The 20,336-nt window shown below is 53.0% G+C and carries 19 protein-coding genes; 16 read left to right on the forward strand and 3 right to left on the reverse strand.

The features are described from left to right. From P1U71_RS07545 to P1U71_RS07555, 3 genes are read left to right on the forward strand one after another with little or no spacing between them, the layout of a single operon-like run. Nucleotides 1-546, forward strand: coding sequence for a TRAP transporter small permease subunit (locus P1U71_RS07545; RefSeq protein ID WP_301104958.1), 546 nt, complete (start codon nucleotides 1-3; stop codon nucleotides 544-546). A 7-nt stretch (nucleotides 547-553) separates the two neighbouring features. Further along, nucleotides 554-1,849, forward strand: coding sequence for a TRAP transporter large permease (locus P1U71_RS07550; protein WP_301104959.1), 1,296 nt, complete (start codon nucleotides 554-556; stop codon nucleotides 1,847-1,849). A gap of 42 nt (nucleotides 1,850-1,891) precedes the next feature. Beyond that, nucleotides 1,892-2,797, forward strand: a complete 906-nt coding sequence (locus P1U71_RS07555) for an NAD(P)-dependent oxidoreductase (RefSeq protein WP_301104960.1) — start codon at nucleotides 1,892-1,894, stop codon at nucleotides 2,795-2,797. 39 nt (nucleotides 2,798-2,836) lie between these two features. Here P1U71_RS07555 and P1U71_RS07560 read toward each other — a convergent pair whose 3' ends face one another. Together P1U71_RS07560 and P1U71_RS07565 are read right to left on the reverse strand one after the other, a co-directional pair. Continuing rightward, nucleotides 2,837-3,256, reverse strand: a complete 420-nt coding sequence (locus P1U71_RS07560) for a Zn-ribbon domain-containing OB-fold protein (protein WP_301104961.1) — start codon at nucleotides 3,254-3,256, stop codon at nucleotides 2,837-2,839. Then, a complete protein-coding gene (locus tag P1U71_RS07565) occupies nucleotides 3,253-4,446 on the reverse strand; it encodes a thiolase family protein (protein ID WP_301104962.1) in 1,194 nt (397 codons plus the stop codon). Before P1U71_RS07565 ends, P1U71_RS07560 begins: the two co-directional genes overlap by 4 nt. A gap of 248 nt (nucleotides 4,447-4,694) precedes the next feature. On the opposite strand from P1U71_RS07565, the gene P1U71_RS07570 reads away from it, so the two are divergent. The 13 genes from P1U71_RS07570 (at nucleotide 4,695) to P1U71_RS07630 (ending at nucleotide 19,208) form a co-directional block, all read left to right on the forward strand. After that, nucleotides 4,695-5,372 (forward strand): TetR/AcrR family transcriptional regulator, encoded by a 678-nt coding sequence (locus P1U71_RS07570; RefSeq protein ID WP_301104963.1) that lies wholly within the window; start codon nucleotides 4,695-4,697, stop codon nucleotides 5,370-5,372. A 213-nt stretch (nucleotides 5,373-5,585) separates the two neighbouring features. Continuing rightward, nucleotides 5,586-7,769 (forward strand): acetate--CoA ligase family protein, encoded by a 2,184-nt coding sequence (locus P1U71_RS07575; protein ID WP_301104964.1) that lies wholly within the window; start codon nucleotides 5,586-5,588, stop codon nucleotides 7,767-7,769. Then, entirely contained in the window at nucleotides 7,762-8,232 is a 471-nt protein-coding gene (locus P1U71_RS07580) for a MaoC/PaaZ C-terminal domain-containing protein (protein WP_293960126.1), read from the forward strand. The genes P1U71_RS07575 and P1U71_RS07580 overlap by 8 nt, the downstream gene beginning before the upstream one ends. 2 nt (nucleotides 8,233-8,234) lie before the next feature. Further along, nucleotides 8,235-9,389, forward strand: a complete 1,155-nt coding sequence (locus P1U71_RS07585) for an acyl-CoA dehydrogenase family protein (protein WP_301104965.1) — start codon at nucleotides 8,235-8,237, stop codon at nucleotides 9,387-9,389. 49 nt (nucleotides 9,390-9,438) lie between these two features. Beyond that, entirely contained in the window at nucleotides 9,439-10,581 is a 1,143-nt protein-coding gene (locus P1U71_RS07590) for a CaiB/BaiF CoA-transferase family protein (RefSeq protein ID WP_301104966.1), read from the forward strand. Between the two features lie 21 nt (nucleotides 10,582-10,602). Continuing rightward, nucleotides 10,603-12,102, forward strand: coding sequence for a hypothetical protein (locus P1U71_RS07595; RefSeq protein ID WP_301104967.1), 1,500 nt, complete (start codon nucleotides 10,603-10,605; stop codon nucleotides 12,100-12,102). A 19-nt stretch (nucleotides 12,103-12,121) separates the two neighbouring features. Then, nucleotides 12,122-12,892: an enoyl-CoA hydratase-related protein gene (locus P1U71_RS07600; protein WP_301104968.1), complete on the forward strand. Its 771-nt coding sequence runs from the start codon at nucleotides 12,122-12,124 to the stop codon at nucleotides 12,890-12,892. A 137-nt stretch (nucleotides 12,893-13,029) separates the two neighbouring features. Further along, entirely contained in the window at nucleotides 13,030-13,896 is an 867-nt protein-coding gene (locus tag P1U71_RS07605; protein WP_301104969.1) for a MaoC/PaaZ C-terminal domain-containing protein, read from the forward strand. A gap of 30 nt (nucleotides 13,897-13,926) precedes the next feature. Then, nucleotides 13,927-15,126, forward strand: a complete 1,200-nt coding sequence (locus P1U71_RS07610) for a CaiB/BaiF CoA-transferase family protein (RefSeq protein ID WP_301104970.1) — start codon at nucleotides 13,927-13,929, stop codon at nucleotides 15,124-15,126. 42 nt (nucleotides 15,127-15,168) lie between these two features. Next, on the forward strand, nucleotides 15,169-15,954 hold the full coding sequence (locus P1U71_RS07615; protein WP_301104971.1) for an SDR family NAD(P)-dependent oxidoreductase: 786 nt from the start codon (nucleotides 15,169-15,171) through the stop codon (nucleotides 15,952-15,954). 193 nt (nucleotides 15,955-16,147) lie between these two features. Further along, on the forward strand, nucleotides 16,148-17,221 hold the full coding sequence (gene dctP / locus P1U71_RS07620; RefSeq protein WP_301104972.1) for a TRAP transporter substrate-binding protein DctP: 1,074 nt from the start codon (nucleotides 16,148-16,150) through the stop codon (nucleotides 17,219-17,221). A gap of 108 nt (nucleotides 17,222-17,329) precedes the next feature. Further along, nucleotides 17,330-17,875: a TRAP transporter small permease gene (locus P1U71_RS07625; RefSeq protein ID WP_301104973.1), complete on the forward strand. Its 546-nt coding sequence runs from the start codon at nucleotides 17,330-17,332 to the stop codon at nucleotides 17,873-17,875. A 31-nt stretch (nucleotides 17,876-17,906) separates the two neighbouring features. After that, on the forward strand, nucleotides 17,907-19,208 hold the full coding sequence (locus tag P1U71_RS07630; protein ID WP_301104974.1) for a TRAP transporter large permease: 1,302 nt from the start codon (nucleotides 17,907-17,909) through the stop codon (nucleotides 19,206-19,208). A gap of 56 nt (nucleotides 19,209-19,264) precedes the next feature. Here P1U71_RS07630 and P1U71_RS07635 read toward each other — a convergent pair whose 3' ends face one another. After that, nucleotides 19,265-19,924, reverse strand: coding sequence for a TetR/AcrR family transcriptional regulator (locus tag P1U71_RS07635; RefSeq protein WP_301104975.1), 660 nt, complete (start codon nucleotides 19,922-19,924; stop codon nucleotides 19,265-19,267). Between the last annotated feature and the right edge of the window lie 412 nt (nucleotides 19,925-20,336).

Genomic DNA, 20,336 nt, shown 5'->3' on the forward strand with positions numbered 1-20,336 from the left:
ATGCCTAACATAGCAGGTATAAGTTTGTTGGAACGTGGCCTTGTGCGGCTTGCTGTTCTTAGTCACCTTTTGGCCGCGTTGATCGTGCTGCCGGCAATTGTCATCTTAATCGGCCTCGATGTAACGCTGCGATACGTATTTTCTGCGCCACTTTTCTGGGCGCAGGAAGTATGCGGCCTGCTGCTATTCGTATTGGTGGTTCTCGGTCTTAGCTATGCCTGGATCCAGAAAGTTCATGTACGCATGGAAATGCTTTACGATATGGCCTCTCCTCGCTTTAAAAGCATCGGCGATATTCTGGCAATACTATGCGGGCTCCTGACATTCGCCATGATTGGCTGGCAGTCCTGGAACGATATTCCCTATATGCTCGCCATCGGCGAAAGCAGCGAAGAAATAGGCGTTCTGTTGTGGCCATTCCGCTTTTTGCTCGGGACGATATCCGCGCTTCTTTGTATTCAGCTGATTTTATATCTGGCCGCCGCAATTCGCGCCTTGGCGTTGGGGCAATCTGGCAACCAGCAATCTGATTTACCTATAGAGTAGAAACACTATGGAACTTGGCAATATAGGGTTGATCGGGACGGCGGCGCTCTTTTTTCTGATTGCAACAGGCGTTCCGATTGCCTTCGCCCTAATGACCGTGGGGTTGGTGGGGCTTTGGTCGATTGCCGGTTTGACGCCCGCGCTATCGCAGGCGACTCTTATCTTTTGGCACCAGGGCACGAATTTTATTCTGCTAGCCATTCCGATGTTCGTTTTGATGGGGAATATAGTTCGCCATACCGGAATTGCGTCTGAGTTGTTTACCTGTACGGCGAACTGGCTTGGCCGATTGCCGGGCGGACTTGCGATTGCGTCTGTTTTTGGCTGTGCAGGTTTTGGTGCGGTCACAGGATCAAGCACAGCAACGGTCCTGACCATGGGCCGCCTTATCATTCCCGAGATGAAGCGTTACAAATTCGATATGGAGCTCGGGGCAGGGGCTTTGGCGGCATCCGGAACCCTGGGCATACTGATACCGCCTAGCATCATCTTTATCTTTTACGGATTCATGACAGAGAATTCTATCGGCCAGCTTTTTGTCGCTGGAATTATTCCTGGTATTTTGACGGCTTTTGTCTTCTCTGCAGTTCTTTTCGTCCGTTGCCTGATCAATCCGAAACTGGGGCCGCCTATCCCAAGTCCCGGTTGGGGTGTCCGGTTTCGTTCGTTGGCATCCATTGGGCCGATCGCAGGGCTTTTTGCGTTGATAATCGGGGGCCTTTATTTTGGCGTCTTCACCCCGACAGAGGGCTCAGGAATAGGTGTAATAGGCGTTCTCATATATGGTTGTCTGACAAAACGTATTACCTGGACAGCAATGCGAGATGCCTTGGAGGATACAGTTCTGACGACTGTGATGATCTTTGCTATCGTCATAGGCGGACATTTGATAGCGCGTTTCTTTGCCCTGACGGGAATTACCGAACTGACGATTGATTTTGTCGCAGCAATGGGCCTTGGTCCGTATACCTTTATCTTCGTTCTTTCCCTGATATATATCCTGCTGGGATGCGTACTGGATGTTTTCGGAATGATGCTTTTGACCATTCCATTTGTTTATCCGGTCATCATCAGCATGGGGTTTGACCCGATCTGGTTCGGCGTCTATGTGGTTGTCATGGCGGAACTGGCGCTGATCACGCCGCCGATTGGCGTGAATGTCTTTATTATGAACTCGATAACGCCGGACACGTCCTCCGGCCGCATTTTCCGGGGTGTCCTACCGTTCTTCTTCGCAGAACTTGTGATTGTTGCTTTGCTGGTCGCCTTTCCGTCGATCGCCCTGTACCTCACAGGGAGGTAATCAAAACCAGCGTGCATATGAAAGGCCCATACGGGGAGAGGGATGATGAAATTTGGCTTTGTTGGGTTAGGTGCACTTGGTATGCCCATAGCCCTGAGAATAATGCAGATGGGTTTACCACTTTCTGTTTGGGCGCGTCGAAAAGAGCAGTTAGCGCCCGCCATTGAGGCAGGAGCTATCGAAAGCGTCTCCCTTATTAATATTGCCGCTTCATGTGATATCATCTGCTTGTGCGTTTCGGATACTGACGCGGTTGCAGAGGTAGTCTTTGGACCTCGCGGCCTGGCTGACGGGATGAAAGACGCTGGAACGGACAAACTCCTGGTTGATCTGTCAACAATTCATCCACAGCGCACACGGGAAATGGCTAAGCGGTTACGGAAAATTTCAGGCGCAGGATGGGTTGATGCGCCGGTATCCGGTGGTCCTGTTGGCGCGCGTGCAGGAACCTTAGCCGTTATGGCTGGCGGTGAGGTCGAGGATCTCAGGCGCGCGCGAGGCCTACTCTCCACATTTGCCGGGCAAATTACTCATATGGGACCGTCAGGATGCGGGCAGGCGACAAAAGCCTGCAACCAGATGATATCTGCCAGCGCCATTGCCGGGATTGCCGAGGCTTTATCTCTTGGCTCTCGATTTGGACTGGATATCAGGTTATTGCCCGAGGCAGTGCGCGGTGGATGGGCAGACTCAGCGTTATTGCAGCACTATATGCCTCGGATGGCGTCAGGAGAATTATCCGGATCAACCAAGACAATTATCAAAGATCTGGGGATTGCTTGTGATCTCGCCAAAAAAAATAGTGCCGCTCTTCCCATTGCCGAACAACTTCTTGCTACTTATCGTCTGGTGCTGGAACAAGGGCATCCGGATGTAGGGATAGGTAGTTTGATTTATGCGCTGGAAGATGTGCCAATCGCCAATGCAAAGCAGGACCAGAAGAAGTAGTCCGACAATTTGATATCCTGTCGGTTCTATCCTGGTTTTCTATTTCGGTTTTCGCGCCCCATAGAGCGGCCCATCTGAATAAAGAATTGCTACGATCTCGACGGCGCTGTCGATGGGAATGGGGTCATCCTCAAGAAGTTGTGTGGCAATGCGAATACCTTCCTCCAGATCAATAATCCCGGCATGTATCGGGGTTTCGTTCTTGAAGGTTGCCGGGGCGGCATAAATTGTTGTCCGGGAATAGAGCGTTCCCTTGCCCGACAGCTCTTTCCAGCTTACCGAGCTTGACCAGCAGTGGGGGCAGACAGGCTTCGGCGGAAAGGTAAAGCTGTTACAATCATTGCATTTGGTTGTCTGGAATTTGCCTTTTGTAAGTGCTTCCCAAAAAATCACCGTACATTCCGTTGGTCGCGGCGGGTAGGCACGTGGGCGGCCCTTTTTAATAACTTCAATACTCATCTTACTGCCTCCAAAATTTGCACCATCGCGGCGTTGTAATTTCCAAGCTCGCAGCTTGTTGCGCCGAGCCGGGCGTCTGCCACCTGCCGTTTGCCCGCATCCCCCCTTAATTGTTCCACCGCCTCATACATATTGTAAAGCGGTGTCACATAGGCGGGGTGACCGCGTGACAATAATCCACCGGATGTCGAAATCGGGATGCGCCCGCCGAGCGTGGTTTCTCCATCCGCTGCTGCGCGCGCGCCCCTGCCGCGCGGCGCAAGTTCCATCGCTTCACTCGCCAGCACTTCTACGATTGTACAAGGAGCGTAAATTTCTGCGAAATCGAGATCTTGCGCTGTAATTCCTGCATTCTCATACGCGTTTTTGCTTGCGCGCTGAAGGGAATTGAAGGCAATCATGTCGTTGGGAATTTCACTGATTTGGTGGACGCCCTCATGATAGAAACCACGGCCCCGCACGAGGACATAGGGTTTACCGGAAGCCTTCGCGATATCTTCCGAGCAGAGCAGGATGCAAACAGCACCATCGCCGCGGGGCGGCACTTCATAGAGCCCGAGCGGTTCGACGATTTCACGCTGAGCCATCACTTCATCTAAAGTTATTGTTTTCTGATATTGGGCAATCGGGTTGAGGGAGGCATGGTAGCGATCCTTGACGGCAACCGTTGCCAGTTCCCGCCGAGAAGAGCCATGCTCGTGAATATACCGGTTGGCATCCATCGCATACCAGGCAATCGGGGTAAGGCCAAAGGGTGTATGGAAATCGACATCTCCGGTCGCGCGCATGCTGCTGTTCATATGTTCCGCAGATGGCGTCGCGCTTTCGAAATTGGCACCCATGGCAAGGGCTGCACGGGCGCGTCCGCTCTCAATGTCGCGGATCGCCTGCTCAAGGGCGATGCCGCCGGTCATGCCGTTACCGAGCACTTCCATGACAGATGCCGCACAAGGCATGCGCAGATAATTGGCCATAAAGGTCGCGAAGTACTTCTGCTGGGTGTAGGGGCGGCATTGCGCAAGGATAAGACTATCAATCTCTTCCTTCGGCAGTCCCCCATCCTTCATCGCCTCAATCACTAGTTTTGCCAGCACTTCATGTTCAAGTGTGTGTATGTCCGCAGAGGCATCGCTCTGGTATTTACCGACAGGCGTCGCCGCGATGCCAAGAACTGCTACATTCCGATTCATTCTTTCCCTCGCTTTTCCCCGAATTCATACGATCGAGAAATTGGTTTTATTGTTTAAACTGAATGATGGTTCAGTTTAGTACTGGTGTCAATAGATGTTCGATGGTATTGTTCGGCCAAAGACGGAACAATCAAGATATCAGGCAATCTCGCGCTTGCAGATCCTTGGTTTCAGAATTGGCTGTTTCAACATAATTGTGCAGAGAGATGAATTTTAGCCAAGGACATTTGATAGGAAGGACAGGGTGAATGGACAACTCCCAGTCAATCAAGCAACGTACTAGTTCAGCGGGAAATAGTCCTGCAGCCCGACGCCGAAGAAAGTTTGTCATTGCGGCGACGGACTTGTTCTCGAATAACGGCTTTCACGAAACAACTGTTAAGGAAATAGCGGAGAAGGCGGGAGCGAGCCCAGGCCTTATTTACAACTATGTTCGCGATAAGGAAGAGCTGCTGTCGCTTGCAATCATAGCTGTGCTCGAAAGTTACAAAACCGAGGTTCCAAAAGCAGTCATAAAATATGACGATCCCGTGAAACGCTTCGCCGCAGCGTTGGCGGCCTATATAAAAGTGGTCGCGGACAAACCAAAAGCGACTCTTCTTGCCTATCGTTATACCGCCATTCTACCGTCCCCCATGCGGGATCAAATTAAAGAGATGGAAATCGAAACAAATCAGATAATTTCCGATTGTATTACTACCTGTATAGATGCGGGCTATTTTAGGGAGGCAAATGTTGAATTTGTTTCTTATCGCGCCGTTTTGCTTGCTCATGGATGGGCCCTCAAAAGCTGGCGATTGGGTAAGCTCCACAATGTAGAAGAATATATCGAGGGTAATTTGGATTTGTTTCTGACGGCGCTTTTTACTGAAAAGGGCCGGCGACACTATTCCAAGCTCTGCAATGAAGCGCCATTGGGTGGATAAGAGCCGCACATTTAAGATATGCGTTACAGTGTCATTCGATGATGAAAAGGTGCTTGACATATTTTCTGTAATGAATGATTGTTCATTTAATTTACTTATTCGTCGCACGCGTAAAGTCTATTGAGTTGACTTGACAGGTCGCCTTGAACCGATAAGCCGGCGAAGAGGTTTGCGAGATGCATGAAAACAAAAAGCAACAAGGGAAATGCACCAATGCATAATGCAGAAAAGCGTTCAGTTTACGACTATGACGATCTACGTCGTTTGATCGCCCCTGAAGTGGTTGCGGTTGTTGGGGCATCCTCAACGCCAGGCTCTTTTGGGGAACGAACACTATCTAATATGCGGGGCTTTTCTGGCAAGGTGTTCGGAGTTAATCCGAAATATTCGGAGACAGCCGGCTTTCGCTGCTTTCCTTCAATATCGGAACTTCCTGCGACGCCGGATTGTGTAATTATTGCACTGGCGGCGCCTTATGTTGAGGATGTCATTCGGGAGTGCGCTGCCTGCAACGTTGGTGGGGTGATTGTCTTTGCGTCTGGTTTTGCGGAAACCGGAACGGATGAGAATAAGGCCGCGCAGCAGCGGATTATCGATCTTGGCCGCGAAACCGGTGTACGGATCGTCGGGCCAAATTGCGTTGGGCTTGTCAATACAACACTGGGAGCCGGGCTAAATTTTATGCCCAATTTTTACAAGACTAAACTCATCGACGGGCCGGTATCCGTTATCTCGCAAAGCGGTGGGCTTGGATACACTTTGTTCCAGGGGATGGAGCGGGGTATCGGCATCAGTAAATATCTCGCGTCTGGCAATTCCTGTGATGTAGATGTATGCGACTACATCTCCTTCTTGGCAGATGATCCGGCAACCAAGGTGATTGTCTGCCTGCTGGAAGGCGTGAAGGATGGGAATCGCTTCGTCGAGGCGGCCCAGAAAGCCTATGATCGAGGCAAGCCCCTGCTGGTGTATAAAATGGGCGTCGGTGAACTCAGCAGTAAAACCGCCATGTCGCATACGGGAACGATGGTCGGCTCCCGCGAGGCATTCGATGCCGCAATCGCCCGGACTGGTGCCATTGCGATTAACCGGCTCGACGGTCTGCTGGAAGCAGCTAACTTTTTCGCCCGCGCCGGTGTGCCGCGCTCGGGCAAGGGGGTCGGTGTTTTGGCCACCTCCGGCGGGGCGGCAGTTGTAACGGCGGACAAGGCGGAGGAGCATGGAGTCGTACTTCCGCCGCTGGCAAAACAGACCGCTGAGAAACTAGGGCAAATCGTGCCGGGTTTCGGCTCCGTCGCCAATCCGTCGGACCTGACGGCGGAAGTCTTGAAGAGCAAGGAAAGCTTTGTTGGCTGTTTTGACGCCTTTGCCGAAGATCCGTCTTTTGATGCGATTATCGTGCCGCTCGTCTTCGCAAGTCCCGAAAGCTCCGGTGCCAGAACGCCGCTGATGTGTGATATGGCACGGCAGACGGGCTTGCCGATTGTCGGGATCTGGATGAATGACTGGCTGGAAGGCCCAGGCAGTGAGGTGCTGGATGCGGATACACGCGCCTGTATTTTCCGTTCTTCTGATCGTTGTTTCGAGACGATTGCTCTGTGGCAGGAATGGCATCGCCGCCGAAACCTGCCAAAGGAAAAAAAGGCAGTGTCACGTCTCAGCCCTGCAAACGCAGCCGTGAAGGCAAGGCAAATATTCGAGGCAATGGAGCCGGGCGCAAAAAGCCTAGATGAAACCAAGGCAAAACAGCTTTTGGCCGAATATGGTATTGCTCCGTTGAAAGAAGCCTTCGCCGCAACGGCGGAGGAGGCGGTTCAGGAAGCGGGGAATATCGGTTATCCGATTGCCGTGAAAATTGTCTCCCCGGATATTCTTCACAAGACGGAGGTCGGTGGTGTGAAACTGGGGTTGCCAGATGAAACATCGCTGCGCGTGGCTGTTCAAGAGATGTACAAATCAGTATCCGCCAAACTTCCGGACGCAAAGATTGAAGGAGTTGTCGTACAGGAAATGGCGCCGGATGGCGTTGAACTGGTTGTCGGCGCAACGATTGATGAACAATTTGGTCCTTTGATCGCCGTTGGTCTGGGTGGGGTTATGGTCGAGCTTCTGAAGGATACGGCCGTCCGGCTCGCACCACTAACGCCGGCTGATGTTGGTGAAATGCTTAAAGGACTGAAATGCTACCCGCTGCTCACCGGTTTCCGAGGCAGCGAACCAGTTAATCTGGAAGCCTTGACTGACTTAATAGTCCGCTTTTCGGAGTTTGTTTCAGATTTTTCAGACAAAGTAACAGAGGTGGATGTTAATCCGGTTATTGTGACGCCGGAACGGGCGGTCTGTGTCGATGCGCTGATTGCCGTTAATAACAAGAAACAGGAGGGGGTAAATGGGTAAGGCTATTGAAGAATTTAATGTTGGCGATGTGGCGCTGAGCCCGGGCCGAACCGTTACCGAGACCGATGTCGTTATGTTCTCCGGCCTTTCCGGGGATACGAACCCGGCCCATACGGATGCGGTGCATTCGTCAAAAAGCCCCTTCGGCGAGCGGATCGCCCATGGCGCGCTTGTCCTCTCTATCGCAACTGGCCTCAGTGCCCGGATCGGCGACCTTGATGGTACGGCGTTGGCGGCCCTCGGGATTGATGAGTGGCGGTTTCATGCGCCGGTGAAGTTCGGCGACACCGTCTATCTTCGCAGCACCGTGTTAGAGGCGCGCCCTACATCGAAGCCTGATCGCGGCGTTCTGCGCCGGAAAATGGAGATACTCAATCAAGATGGTACGGTCGTCCAGAGCGGCATCCACAGTACCATGGTCATGACACTGGCCGCTAAAAAAGCCAGCCAATCGGAGAAATAATAATGATGCAGACGACCAACTTCTTCGGCCTGTCCGAAGAGCAAATGATGATCCGTGAGAATGTTCTTGAACTGCTGGAACGGGTTATGCCGCGGGAAAAGATCAAGGAGCTGGACAAGGCTGGTGAATTTCCCTTTGAAGCCTATCAGGCGCTTGCCGATGCGGGCTGGATGGGACTTGCCTATCCGGAGGAATTCGGTGGTGCCGGCGGCAGCAACAAGGATCTCGCTGTCCTCATCGAAGCAATGGCCTATCATTACGGGGGTATCGCTACGGCCTATAATACGACAATTGTCTATGCCGGCATGCATATTTGCCGCCATGCATCAAAGGAAGTTCGTGAAGAACTGATGCCGAAGATTATTGACGGATCGGCGAAACTCGCCCTCGGCCTGACCGAGCCGGGCGCGGGATCCGATGCCGCCTCGATCCAGACGAAGGCGGTTCGTGACGGGGACGAGTTCGTCATTAACGGACAGAAACTCTACACGACCTGTGCCCATGTGGCGGATTACTTGATTGTGGTAACCAAGACGAAGCCAGGTTCCGGCCACAAGGGAATGACGATCTTCCTTGTCGATGCGAAACAGCCCGGCGTCACTATTCGCCCGCTTGATATGCTGGGCCGGCATACGACGCACGCTAACGAAGTGTTTCTCGACAATGTCCGGACACCGGCCAGTTGGATGATCGGCGAGGAGAATGAAGGCTGGAAAAACCTGATGGACTGCCTGAATGTTGAACGGATGTGTATTGCCGCCGTCGGCGCCGGGAACACGTTCAAAATTCTCGACTACACGCTGGACTATGCGAAGCAGCGCGAACAGTTTGGGCGCTCCATCGGTAAATTCCAGGTCATCCAGCATAAATTTGCCGATATGCGCATGAAGGCGGAGACCAACCGTCTGTTCCTCTACCGGGTGGCAGACCTGCTCGACAATGGCCAGAATGCGGTTATGGAAACCTCCATGGCGAAGGTTGTCGCGACCGAAAATAATTTTGAAGTCGCGAATATGGGGCTGCAGATTTTCGGCGGCGCCGGTTACACCACAGCCTATGACATTGAGATGATGCTGCGCGACGCCCGTATCGGTCCCATCGGTGCAGGCACAAGTGAGATTCAGCGCAATATCATCGCTAAGCTGATGGAACTCTAAACCTTTCAGACCAGGTTGACATCAAATCCAGAAATAAAAAGGAATAAGAATGGGACCGTTGGCAGATGTGAAAATTATTGAGTTTGGCGGTGTTGGCCCCGGTCCCTTTTGCGCAATGCTGCTCTCGGATATGGGCGCGGAAGTCCTCCGCGTGGATCGCACATCTCCAAGTGGGCTGGGCGTGAAAAAAGAGGTCCGCTTTGATACGACACGCCGCGGCCGCCGGTCCGTTGCGATTGATATGAAGAGCGAGGGCGGCCGGGAAGTTGTCAGGGAGCTGATTTCGCAAGCGGACGGCCTGATCGAAGGATTCCGGCCGGGCGTGATGGAACGTCTCGGCTTCGGTCCGGATGAATGCCTGACTGACAACCCGAAGCTGGTATACGGCCGAATGACGGGGTGGGGGCAGGACGGCCCGCTTGCCAATCATGTTGGCCATGACATAAACTATCTTGCCATTAGCGGGGCGCTTGGCATGATCGGGCGGCAGGGGCAGGCGCCGTCGATCCCTCTTAATCTCGTAGCTGATCTTGGCGGTGGCGGTATGTATCTTGCGCTTGGCATGCTCGCTGCCCTGTTCGAGGCGAAAAGCAGCGGCAAGGGGCAGGTGGTCGATGCCGCCATTCTCGATGGTGTGGCCTCCTTGCTGACAACTTTCTATGGATACACAAGCGGCGGTCTCTGGAACGAGGAACGGGAGCGCAACCTGATTGACGGCGGCGCTCCATGGTATAATGTGTATGAGACCAGCGACGGAAAATTCGTGTCGGTCGGTGCGGTGGAGGCGAAATTCTACCAGCAACTCCTGAAAGCTATGGGACTGGAGAATACGGATTTGCCTGAGCAGTTTGATCGCGAGAAATGGCCGGAAATGAAGAAAATATTCGCGGATGTCTTTAGCCAAAAAACCCGGGATGAATGGGACGCGGCGATGGCCGGATATGATGCCTGTTACGCCCCGGTTCTGACCCTGAAGGAAGCCAGCCAGCATCCGCAATATACCGAACGACAGGCATTTACGGAAATTGACGGTGCCACCCATCCGGCACCAGCGCCACGGTTCAGCCGTACTGTCTCGGAAATTCAGGGCCCTCCCCATGCGGACGGAGCCGATACGGACGCCGCCTTGACAGATTGGGGCTTTTCCGGCGGAAAGCTGGCGGAGCTGCGCAAATCCGGCGCCATTGCGTGAGCAGCGCGGGGAGCCCGGTTAATGGCAACCTCGCCCGACAATCCCGGTGATCCAACCCTAAACACAGGCTTTTTGCGATATCTCCCCGAGAAATTCTCGCGGGGGATATTGTCGCTTCAGGGCATTCTCCTGATCAGCGTATCCATTGCCTCGGGCTTTCAGGGCATTTTCGGCATGACATGGCTGAAGTTTCCTATTCTGGCGGGTATGATTCTGTTCAGCCTGCTGGTCGCGATATCCGGCAGCCGGGTGATCCGGGTTTTTCTGGTGCTCGGCCTTTTATGCTTTCCGCTGACTTTTCAATATGCCGAGGATGCGTGGCACACTCTCAATGAGGGGGCGGTCCGGGCGCAACTGTTTCTGTCCTTCATCACCGCAATCATGGTGTTGAGGGAACCTGCTTTCCGCTCCCAACTCCTGCAGGCGGCAGGTAATATCATTGTCCGGCAGCGGCAGGGACGCCGCGTTCTCATGCTTCTGTTGGGCAGCCATCTCTTCGGCCTGATGATGAATATGGGATCGGTCGTCCTGCTGGGCTCGATCGCCTCCTCGCGGGACCGGGAGAAGGCGACAGCCGGTCACCGCTATTCGCAGCAGCAATCCGCACTGGCAATCATTCAGGGATTCGTGACGACCATGTTATGGTCACCTTTGTCGCTCGCGCTTGTCGTTGTGCTGTCCCAGGTGCCGGGCGTTACATCATCGATGATTACGCCATTCGGATTGCTGGGCGTCTTACTCCTCTTCACTCTCAGTTTTGCGGTTAGTCAATTGGAAGTCTGGCTGCGACACAATAGTCCTGAACTGGTTTCCGAGAGAACAGAAGGAGCAGACGTACGGGGAAGCAGATATTTTCTTAAAATACTGATGCGCGTGATCCTGCTTGTTGTGGCGATATTTTCCGTCATCACAGTACTGTCATTGGTGGCGTCCGTCCCGGTGCCGGTCGCGGTGACACTGGCGATCCCGGTTATTACGCTTGTCTGGCTCATGATCCAGTCCCATGGCGATATTGCCGTTTGCTTTCGCGGGCCGGTGGCCAATGCGATTTTCAGAACGCTACCCTCGCAGTCGTCGGAAGTCGGGATATTATTGGTGGCGGGCTTTATGGGGCCGGTTCTCGTCGCTCTGATGCCGTCCGCGGATATAAACGCCTTTTTACAAAGCCATCATACCTCTCCGGGGATGATTGTTCTGGCGGCATTCTTCGCGATTGTTGCCGGAGGGGTGCTGGCGGTCAATCCGCTGATTTCCGTCACCATCGCGCTGGGCGTGCTTGCTGATCCACTCGCGCTTGGTATTAATCCGCTTTTACTCGCCTTGTCCATTCTTGTGGCCTGGGCCATCGCTTCTGCGTTGTCGCCCTACACTGGCGTTACCATCGTCACGGCAAGCATGTTCGGGGTGAAGTCAACGACCCTTGCGCTTGTCTGGAACCGCTTGTTCGGCATCATCGCGCTGACGGTTTGCGCAGGCGTCATTCTCATCTTCGGTGAGCTCACGGCAATCCCGATTCCCTGACCAAAAGAAGGAAAATTCGATGCAGGACCTATTGATTGATCATCCGGCGGAGGGCGTTGTTCGCCTTCGCATTAACCGGCCGAAGGCGCGCAATTCCCTGTCCGTGGAATTGCGCAAGGAGCTCGTTGCCGAGCTTGCGCGGCTCGATGCGGACAAGTCCGTCCGCGCGGTTATCCTGGCAGGCGGGGAGAAGGTTTTTGCAGCGGGCGCAGATATATCCGAACTCAAGGGCACATCCCCCATCGGAATGATGCAGCGGGCGACGAACAAGATGTGGTCGGCTATCGCCGGATTCAGCAAGCCCCTGATCGCGGCCGTGCGCGGTGCGGCCTTCGGCGGCGGGTTCGAACTGGCAATGAGCACCGACATTATCGTTGCCGGAAATAAAGCCCGGTTTGCTCTGCCCGAAGTGACGCTGGGGCTTATTCCCGGCGGCGGTGGAACCCAGCGCCTGATCCGCCTTGCCGGCAAACATGTGGCAATGGATATCCTGATGTCGGGCCGGGTTCTGAGTGCCGAAGAGGCGCTTGGTTTCGGCATCATCAGCCGCTGCGTCGATGATGACGGCCTGGAGAATGCGGCGGTCGAGCTTGCCACGACGATTGCCGTTAAGGCCCCGCTGGCCATACAGCTCGCCAAGGAGGTGGCGCTCCTCGGCGCGGATGCGCCGCTCGCAAGCGGGCTCGCCCTTGAAACCCGGGCCATTCAGGTACTGTTTGACAGTGATGACGTGGATGAAGGGACAGCGGCCTTCTTCGAAAAGAGGGCGCCAAACTTCACCGGTCGGTGACGATATTCCGAAAATGAAAGGATCGTGCCGTCAAATAGCGGCAGGAGTGTATTCCGGCGCTTGACATTACGGCCCATTTAATGAATGAATAATCAGTCATTAAATAAAAACAATACAGATGACCGATAGGGAAAAGCATGGCGTTTAATCATGATGTTGTGGCGAATTGGAAATTTGCGCCGGTGGTTCAGACCATAGAGCCGTCGGATTGCTTCCTCTATGCCCTGTCGGTCGGGGTGGGGCGGAATCCGCTGGACCGGGAGGAGCTCCCGTTTGTCTATGGGCCCGAGATAAAGGTGTTGCCGACGATGGCGGCTGTGGTCTGCACGCCCGGCTTCTGGGCGGAGGATCCGCGTTTGGGGATCGATATCACCCGTATATTCCATGGTGAACAGAGCGTGACGTTGCATAAGCCCATCCCGCCGGGAGAGAAACTGACCGGCCACAGCCGCATTTCCGATCTCATTGACAAAGGGCCCGGTGGCGGCGCCATCATTGAGGTGGAATGCGTCGTCAGGGATTCGACGGGTCAGCCCGTCTGGACCGTCAACCGTACCGCCTTCCTGAAGGGGGAAGGGGGCTTCGGCGGAACAAATCGGTCCATTGCGGCACCTGCGAAGATTCCTGCGAGTGAACCGGATCAACAGGTTGATATTCCGACCACCGGGAACCAGGCGCTTCTCTATCGGTTGAACGGAGATTTCAATCCGCTGCATGCCGATCCGGATGTGGCGGAGCAGGCCGGCTTTTCGCAGCCGATCCTGCACGGGCTCTGTACTTATGGTATCACGGGCCATGCCCTGCTGAAGGCAGTATGCGGCTATGATGTCGAGAAATTCGGCCGGTTAAGCGTTCGCTTCTCGGCACCGACACTGCCGGGCGATACCTTGCGGATCGAGATTTGGCGAAACGGCGAGGCGGGCGCCTTTTTTCGCTGCCGCGCGGTGGAGCGCGACGTTACGGTCATTGCCAGCGGGCGGTTCGATTTTGCACAATCATTATAAATGAACTGATTGAACAAGAGGAAAAGTTGGATGAGTAATAACAGTCAGAAATCTGGTCAGAAGGATGCTCTTGCGGGCGTTCGTGTTCTTGACTTCACGTCCATGATGGCCGGGCCGTACTGTACGCGTCTGCTCGCGGACCTCGGGGCGGAAGTTATCAAGATTGAGCCGCCCAAAGGCGATTATATGCGGTTTCAGCCGCCGCTGCGCGGGGAGTGCAGCCGCTATTTTGGGCATCTTAACGCCGGCAAGAAAAGCATCGCGATCGACCTTAAGAGCGAGGCCGGAATTGAGGTCATCCGCTCGCTTGTTGCGTCTTCCGATGTCGTTGTCGAGAATTTCCGTCCTGGTGTAATGGCGCGGCTGGGGCTGGATTATGAAAGCTTGGACAAGATCAATCCGAGGATTATTTATTGTTCGATCTCCGGCTATGGACAGAACGGACCGAAATCGAAGAAGCCGGCCTACGCCCCCATGATACACGCGGCGAGCGGATATGACCTGACGCTGCTTCAGTATCAGGAGGAACAGGAAAAACCGGCGATTACCGGTGTTTTTGTCGCTGATATCCTCGGTGGCCTGTACAGCACGTCCGCCATTCAGACGGCGCTCTATCAGCGCGAGCGCAGCGGCATCGGTCAGGAGATCGACACGACGCTGCTGGAATGCATGCTGAACCTGCTGATCTATGAAATCCAGTTCGAGCAGCAACCTTCCACGGCGCGGCGTCCCCGATATGGCCCGCTGCCGACTCGGGACGGCAATATCATCGTCGTGCCCATCAATGCCAATAATTTCAAGAATCTGTGTGAGGTGACGGGCCATCCGGAATGGATGGAGGATCCGCTTTTCCTGACAGCGGGAGACCGTGTCAGGAACTGGGACGAATTGATGGCGCGGGTCGGTGCCTGGACGGCGAAGCGGACGGCGCTTGAATGCGAGGACATCCTACTTGACGCCGGGGTTCCGGCCTCCCGCTATCTCACGGTCGGAGAAGCCATGCAGGACCCGCAGGCCGAGCACCGGGGCAGTTTTGTCGAGGTTGAGGACACGGAAGGCAGCTTCCGCGTCGTCAATCCGCCCTACAAGATGAGCGGTACAGGCACTCATGTCCGACCGAACGTTCCGGGGCTGGGGCAGCATACCGAAGAGGTTCTGAAGACTGTCGCGGGATATGACGCCGATAAGATCTCGGCGCTGCGGGATGCGAAAACCCTGATTTTCGGATAACGGTAAAATACAGAAATCAATGAACTGAAGTAAGGAAACAAGATGAAGGTTCGACAACTAAGTGAATGCACGGCCATGCTGACGGGCTCTACCTCAAGCATCGGCTTCGAGATTGGTGCGCAGCTGGCGGAGGCAGGGGTGCCACGTGTCATGCTGAACGGGCGCGATGAAAAGCGTGGGGCCGATGCGGTGGCGCGGTTGAAAGAGCGGGCACCAGAGACGGATGTCCGTTTTGTGGCGGCGGATTCGACGAAATATGAAGGCGCAAAGCGAATTGTGGATGCCACAATCGAAGCCTTTGGCGAACTGGATATCGTGGTGACCAGCATTCCCGGCCCGAGCAATCATATGCCGATGCCGTTTCACAAGAACAGCCCGGAGGGGCTCGATGCCCTCGTGGATGCCCATTTCATGAGTGTGATTTACACCTGTCACGCGGCACTGCCGCATCTGATCGAGCGTGAGGGCGGGGCGATCATCAATCTGTCCTCTGATGCCGCAAAAATCGCGACACCGGGCGAAGCGGTGATCGGGGGAAGCAAAGCAGGCACGCTGATGTTCACCCGCACAATGGCGCTTGAACAGTCCCGGCATGGCATTCGGGTCAATGCCCTGACGCCATCGATCGTCGCGGGAACCGATGCCTATGACCGCTTGATGGGGAACGAGTTTACCAAGCGGCTTTTCAAAAAGGCGGAGGAGAAAGCCAAGCTCGGCGTAGTGACGCCGGCTGATATCGCACCGCTTGCTGTCTTCCTTGCCGGCCCCGGCGGTGCGAAGATCACGGGGCAGGGGATCAGCGTGAACGGCGGAATTTCCGCGGCATAACAAGCCATTAGCTTGGCAACGCCTGATTTATGGTCTCCAGGGTGGTGACGGTCGGCGATTGGCAGGCGAACGTAAGACAAAGAAACATAAAAACGTTTGTCCCGAGATTGATAATATAGTAATATGAATGAATAATCAGTCAGTACTCAAAAATACATGTAAAAACAAGCTAATCTAAAAGGGAGATAGCGCGATGAAAGTTAGAAGTATGGCGGCTCTGGTGGCCTGTAGTATGGTGACGGTGATAACGCTGGGCTTTGTTGCCGGTGGCGTGACGGTATCAACCGTTCAGGCGGCGGAGGTCGACGGGCCAAAAGTCAAATGGCTGCTGTCAACTTGGGGTAAACGTCGCGGGATTATGGAGGGGATGGAATCCTTCTCTGAGCAGATATCCAAGGCGACGGATGGGAACTTTGAAGTCTCGCTCCAATACGGCGGTGTGCTGTCTGACCCTAAAGAAAATTTGGATGGGCTCAAGCTTGGCGCGTTTGAGGCAGCGATGTTCTGCCCCGTATATCATCCTTCGAAAACCCCGGCGATTACCGGACTGGATCTACCATTTCTTCCTGTTACTGATCTGGAGGCACGCGTGAAAGTGCACGAAGGGTATCTACATAATCCTGTTGTGCTCGACGAACTCGCACGCTGGAATGCTTATCCTCTTATGACAGCATTGATGCCGAACTATGAAGTAATGGGTAAGGGAAATGCACCAAAAACCATCGATGACTGGAAGGGGCTACGGTTAAGTGCGTCAGGCGGTATTGGAGACTTAATGAAATCCATCGGGGCAATCCCAACCACTGTGCCAGCACCGGAAATGTATCAGTCCTTGGAGCGTGGTGTTATGGATGGGGTGGCGTTCCCTTACACTTATGCTTTTGCAGCTTATAAGTTGCACGAACTATCAGATTGGAGAACGGAAAAATCTTCTTTGGGTTCGCTGACATGCGTTCTCGTTGCCAACAAACAGGCATATGAGGCGCTTCCTCCACAATATAAGGAACTAATCGATCGTGTGAAGCCTGCTGCTTACCAGCACCAAGTGGACACCTATGTTACAATCGACGAGAAAAATGAAAAACTTTTTGAAGAGCGTGGTCTCGAAAAAGTTCGGTTCTCTGAAGAAGACGTCGAGAAAATTATGGATCAGGCTGTGCAACCAAGCTGGGATGCCTGGGTTGCTGCACGCAACTCGGAAGGTTTGGATGGTCAGGCATTACTTGACGAAATTCTCGCCCTCGCGAAAGACGCGAATTCCAACTAACAGTCTCACGTTAAAAATGAGAGACGTTAAGCTACAGAAAAATGTGGTCGGCAAAGTTCTGAATGTCGGGCACATTTTTCCACTAACAGGCAGAGTTGGAGGTAACAAATGGGGCGGTTTATTAGGCTGACTCATAGCATTTTAAGGCAAATTGAAAACCTGTTTGCCATATTCGCTGGCATGGTAGTTCTTATCATCTTGGCGCTCGGGGTTGTAGAGGTTATCGGCCGAAGCGCTTTCAGGGCTCCTATTCATGGAAGTCTCGATATAGTAGAACAGCTTATGGTCGTTGTGGCGGCTTTTGGTATAGCCTATTGCCAGGCAAATTGGGGCAACGTTCGGATGACCCTTCTCGTTTCCCGAATGTCAGGTCGATCTCGCTGGGTATTGGAGGCATTTTCCCTTCTTATCGCTGGCTGCGTCGTGGCGGCATTGGTAAAGGGTAGTTGGGACAATTTTATGCGCACATGGGAGATCGGTGGGAATACACCGAATATTTATCTTCCTTTATGGCCCGGTACGCTGGCTGTTTTTGTCGCGCTCAGTCTGCTCCTTGCCCGACTTCTATTGCAACTAATTGAGGCTCTCCGGCTCGTGACCTATCCGGACGCGCCGACAATCACTGTTACGCAAGTCGAGCTGGCGCAAGAATAGCAACTGTCATTTTACAGTTAGGAAAAGAATTATGGACCCCTTAACACTTGGTATTGTCGGGATTATTCTTCTGGTGGTGCTGATATTCATGGGCGTACCAGTGGCCTATGCATCAGCATTTGTCGGAATTAGCGGGCTATTTATGATGCGCGGGTCTCTCACAGCATTCGGTCTTGCCGGTATTATTCCCTATGCAAATTCGGCGTCTTATTCGTTTAGTGTCTTGCCACTTTTTATCGCAATCGGGTTCCTTGCGCTTTATGCCGGAATAACTAGCGGCGCGTATGAGGCTGCCCGAATATGGGTTGGGCGTGCGCCCGGAGGATTGGCAACGGCAACAATTTTTGCTAGCGCTAGCTTTGCTGCCGTTTCCGGCGCCAGCACTGCCAGCACCTCGGTTTTTACCCGCCTTGCGATCCCCGAGATGGAAGAGCGTGGCTATAGCCGCACGCTTGCCGCGGGTGTGGTGGCGGTTGGCGGAACGCTAGCGGCTCTTATACCACCCAGTGCTATCTTGGTTATTTACGGGATCATTGTTGAGGAATCGATTGGCCGGCTCCTACTCGCAGGACTGGTGCCAGGCCTTATTTCCATTGTTGTCTATATTGCCGTCATCACAATTGTGGTGAAGGTAAATCCATCGCTAGCGCCGCGTCTGGAGCCCACATCCATGCTGCGGAAGTTGAAAGCTCTGACGCAGATTTGGGGAGTGCTTGCAGTTGTAGGTATTATTCTTGGCGGGATTTATCTTGGCTGGATGACGCCAACGGAATCTGCGGCAATCGGTGCGGCTATCATCTTGGGCTTGGCAATGTTCAAGAGAATGAGTTTAAACAACCTGAAGGAGGGCATGCTGGAAACGATTAAAACCACTGCCATGATATTCATGGTTATCTGGGGCGTGATGGTTTTCGTCCGGTTTCTTGCCTTTACTGGACTGCCCGCTGAAATTACCGCTGTTGTCACCGGCCTGGACGTGCCGCCGATTGTCATTCTGTTTGGCGTTATCGTCATGTATATCCTGATGGGGATGATCCTTGATGGATTAGGAATGATGATGCTCACCCTTCCGGTTATTTATCCGGCGATAATCGGTCTTGGATACGATCCAATCTGGTTTGGAGTTTTGCTCGTGAAGCTGATTGAAGTTGGAATGATTACGCCTCCCGTAGGTCTTAACTGCTATGTCGTGCACGGCGTCCGACCGGATATTCCATTGGGAGAAGTTTTTAAGGGTGTTACGCCGTTCTTGTTCGGCGAAGCGGTTATTATTGGTATTCTGGTGGCATTCCCTGAGGTGGTGCTTTTCTTGCCCAACAATATGATGAATTAGTTCAACCTATTATGTTGTTGCTTGTTTGGATAAGCGAACAAAAGTTCAATACCGGCTCAGTAGTATTTAGACCAGAATTCTGCGCCTTTTGGTGTAAGGAGGGGGCGGACTAGTATTTTCAGACCTTCCTGGATATATTCATCAATCGTAAATTTATCCTTGTAAACCCAGCTTTTGAGGGCCCAGCTATGGGCATACATCAGGTATTGATACACCATTATGTCACGATTGACCTCAATCATGTATCCCTCGTCAAAACACACATCCAAAGCCTCTCTGAGATGCCGGTTAGTTCGGGTCTCGTCGGCCATCAATAATTTCTGCATCTCTGGTTTTAGCGATTTCGAGCTACGATATGCGAGTACCGTTGCAGCCCTATGGGCATCGACAGAGGAGCAAAACGCAGCAATTGTTGCACAGAGGCGGTCAACAGGATGGTGAATGCCACGCAAGCGAGGGGGGATGTCATTCTCATACGCATCCAGAACCACCCGTAGCGAATAAAGAAGTAGTTCTTCTTTGCTGTTAAAATACTGATAGATAAACCCTTGGGAAAAACCGGCCTCACGGGCGATATCCTGAATGGTCGTTTTGTAGAAGCCCTGATGAGAGAATAGCTTTATCGCTGTCTTGACGATCTGGCCACGTCTTTCCTCTACAAGTTCTGTGTTCGTAATTTTTGCTTGAAGCCCGTCTGAGAGTTTCGATCCGGTCATCCTGTTTACCCTTGTCCTCTTTATAGGCACCACTATCACTAATATTGAGGCGCATCACTGTATTTCTGAATGAAGAGCATTTCATTGGTATGGTGGATTTTACAGTCACCTGAAAATAAACACCAATTCATTTTTAAAAAAGATAACCTGCCAAGGGTTTTAGCGCCGGCGTTCTTTTTGCGAGTAAACATCTGGCAAGCGCTGCTTCTTTCTCCCTAATTCCCGTTTCGGCATTAGGCGGCTAAAATTTAAAAAATGAATTGACAAAAATTATTGAATGACTAATCATTCATTTATAATAAATGACAAACACAAGCCATCTAAAATCGTGTAGTGAAAGCTTGCTTCGGAACTGAAGAACAATCAGCCGTAGCATCGAGTCGTTGAGGGATAATACAGATTCAGCAGGACA

The sequence above is a fragment of the Sneathiella sp. genome, from assembly GCF_029233945.1.
Taxonomy (GTDB): domain Bacteria; phylum Pseudomonadota; class Alphaproteobacteria; order Sneathiellales; family Sneathiellaceae; genus Sneathiella.

Bases quoted from the DNA above. Each gene is read 5' to 3' on its own strand.
- P1U71_RS07560 (WP_301104961.1), bottom strand. From the start codon at position 3,256: ATGAGTATTGAAGTTATTAAAAAGGGCCGCCCACGTGCCTACCCGCCG.
- P1U71_RS07585 (WP_301104965.1), top strand. From the start codon at position 8,235: ATGATGCAGACGACCAACTTCTTCGGCCTGTCCGAAGAGCAAATGATG.
- P1U71_RS07600 (WP_301104968.1), top strand. From the start codon at position 12,122: ATGCAGGACCTATTGATTGATCATCCGGCGGAGGGCGTTGTTCGCCTT.
- P1U71_RS07555 (WP_301104960.1), top strand. From the start codon at position 1,892: ATGATGAAATTTGGCTTTGTTGGGTTAGGTGCACTTGGTATGCCCATA.
- P1U71_RS07595 (WP_301104967.1), top strand. From the start codon at position 10,603: ATGGCAACCTCGCCCGACAATCCCGGTGATCCAACCCTAAACACAGGC.
- P1U71_RS07575 (WP_301104964.1), top strand. From the start codon at position 5,586: ATGCATAATGCAGAAAAGCGTTCAGTTTACGACTATGACGATCTACGT.
- dctP (WP_301104972.1), top strand. From the start codon at position 16,148: ATGAAAGTTAGAAGTATGGCGGCTCTGGTGGCCTGTAGTATGGTGACG.
- P1U71_RS07565 (WP_301104962.1), bottom strand. From the start codon at position 4,446: ATGAATCGGAATGTAGCAGTTCTTGGCATCGCGGCGACGCCTGTCGGT.
- P1U71_RS07580 (WP_293960126.1), top strand. From the start codon at position 7,762: ATGGGTAAGGCTATTGAAGAATTTAATGTTGGCGATGTGGCGCTGAGC.
- P1U71_RS07590 (WP_301104966.1), top strand. From the start codon at position 9,439: ATGGGACCGTTGGCAGATGTGAAAATTATTGAGTTTGGCGGTGTTGGC.
- P1U71_RS07570 (WP_301104963.1), top strand. From the start codon at position 4,695: ATGGACAACTCCCAGTCAATCAAGCAACGTACTAGTTCAGCGGGAAAT.
- P1U71_RS07625 (WP_301104973.1), top strand. From the start codon at position 17,330: ATGGGGCGGTTTATTAGGCTGACTCATAGCATTTTAAGGCAAATTGAA.
- P1U71_RS07610 (WP_301104970.1), top strand. From the start codon at position 13,927: ATGAGTAATAACAGTCAGAAATCTGGTCAGAAGGATGCTCTTGCGGGC.
- P1U71_RS07545 (WP_301104958.1), top strand. From the start codon at position 1: ATGCCTAACATAGCAGGTATAAGTTTGTTGGAACGTGGCCTTGTGCGG.
- P1U71_RS07630 (WP_301104974.1), top strand. From the start codon at position 17,907: ATGGACCCCTTAACACTTGGTATTGTCGGGATTATTCTTCTGGTGGTG.
- P1U71_RS07550 (WP_301104959.1), top strand. From the start codon at position 554: ATGGAACTTGGCAATATAGGGTTGATCGGGACGGCGGCGCTCTTTTTT.
- P1U71_RS07635 (WP_301104975.1), bottom strand. From the start codon at position 19,924: ATGACCGGATCGAAACTCTCAGACGGGCTTCAAGCAAAAATTACGAAC.
- P1U71_RS07615 (WP_301104971.1), top strand. From the start codon at position 15,169: ATGAAGGTTCGACAACTAAGTGAATGCACGGCCATGCTGACGGGCTCT.
- P1U71_RS07605 (WP_301104969.1), top strand. From the start codon at position 13,030: ATGGCGTTTAATCATGATGTTGTGGCGAATTGGAAATTTGCGCCGGTG.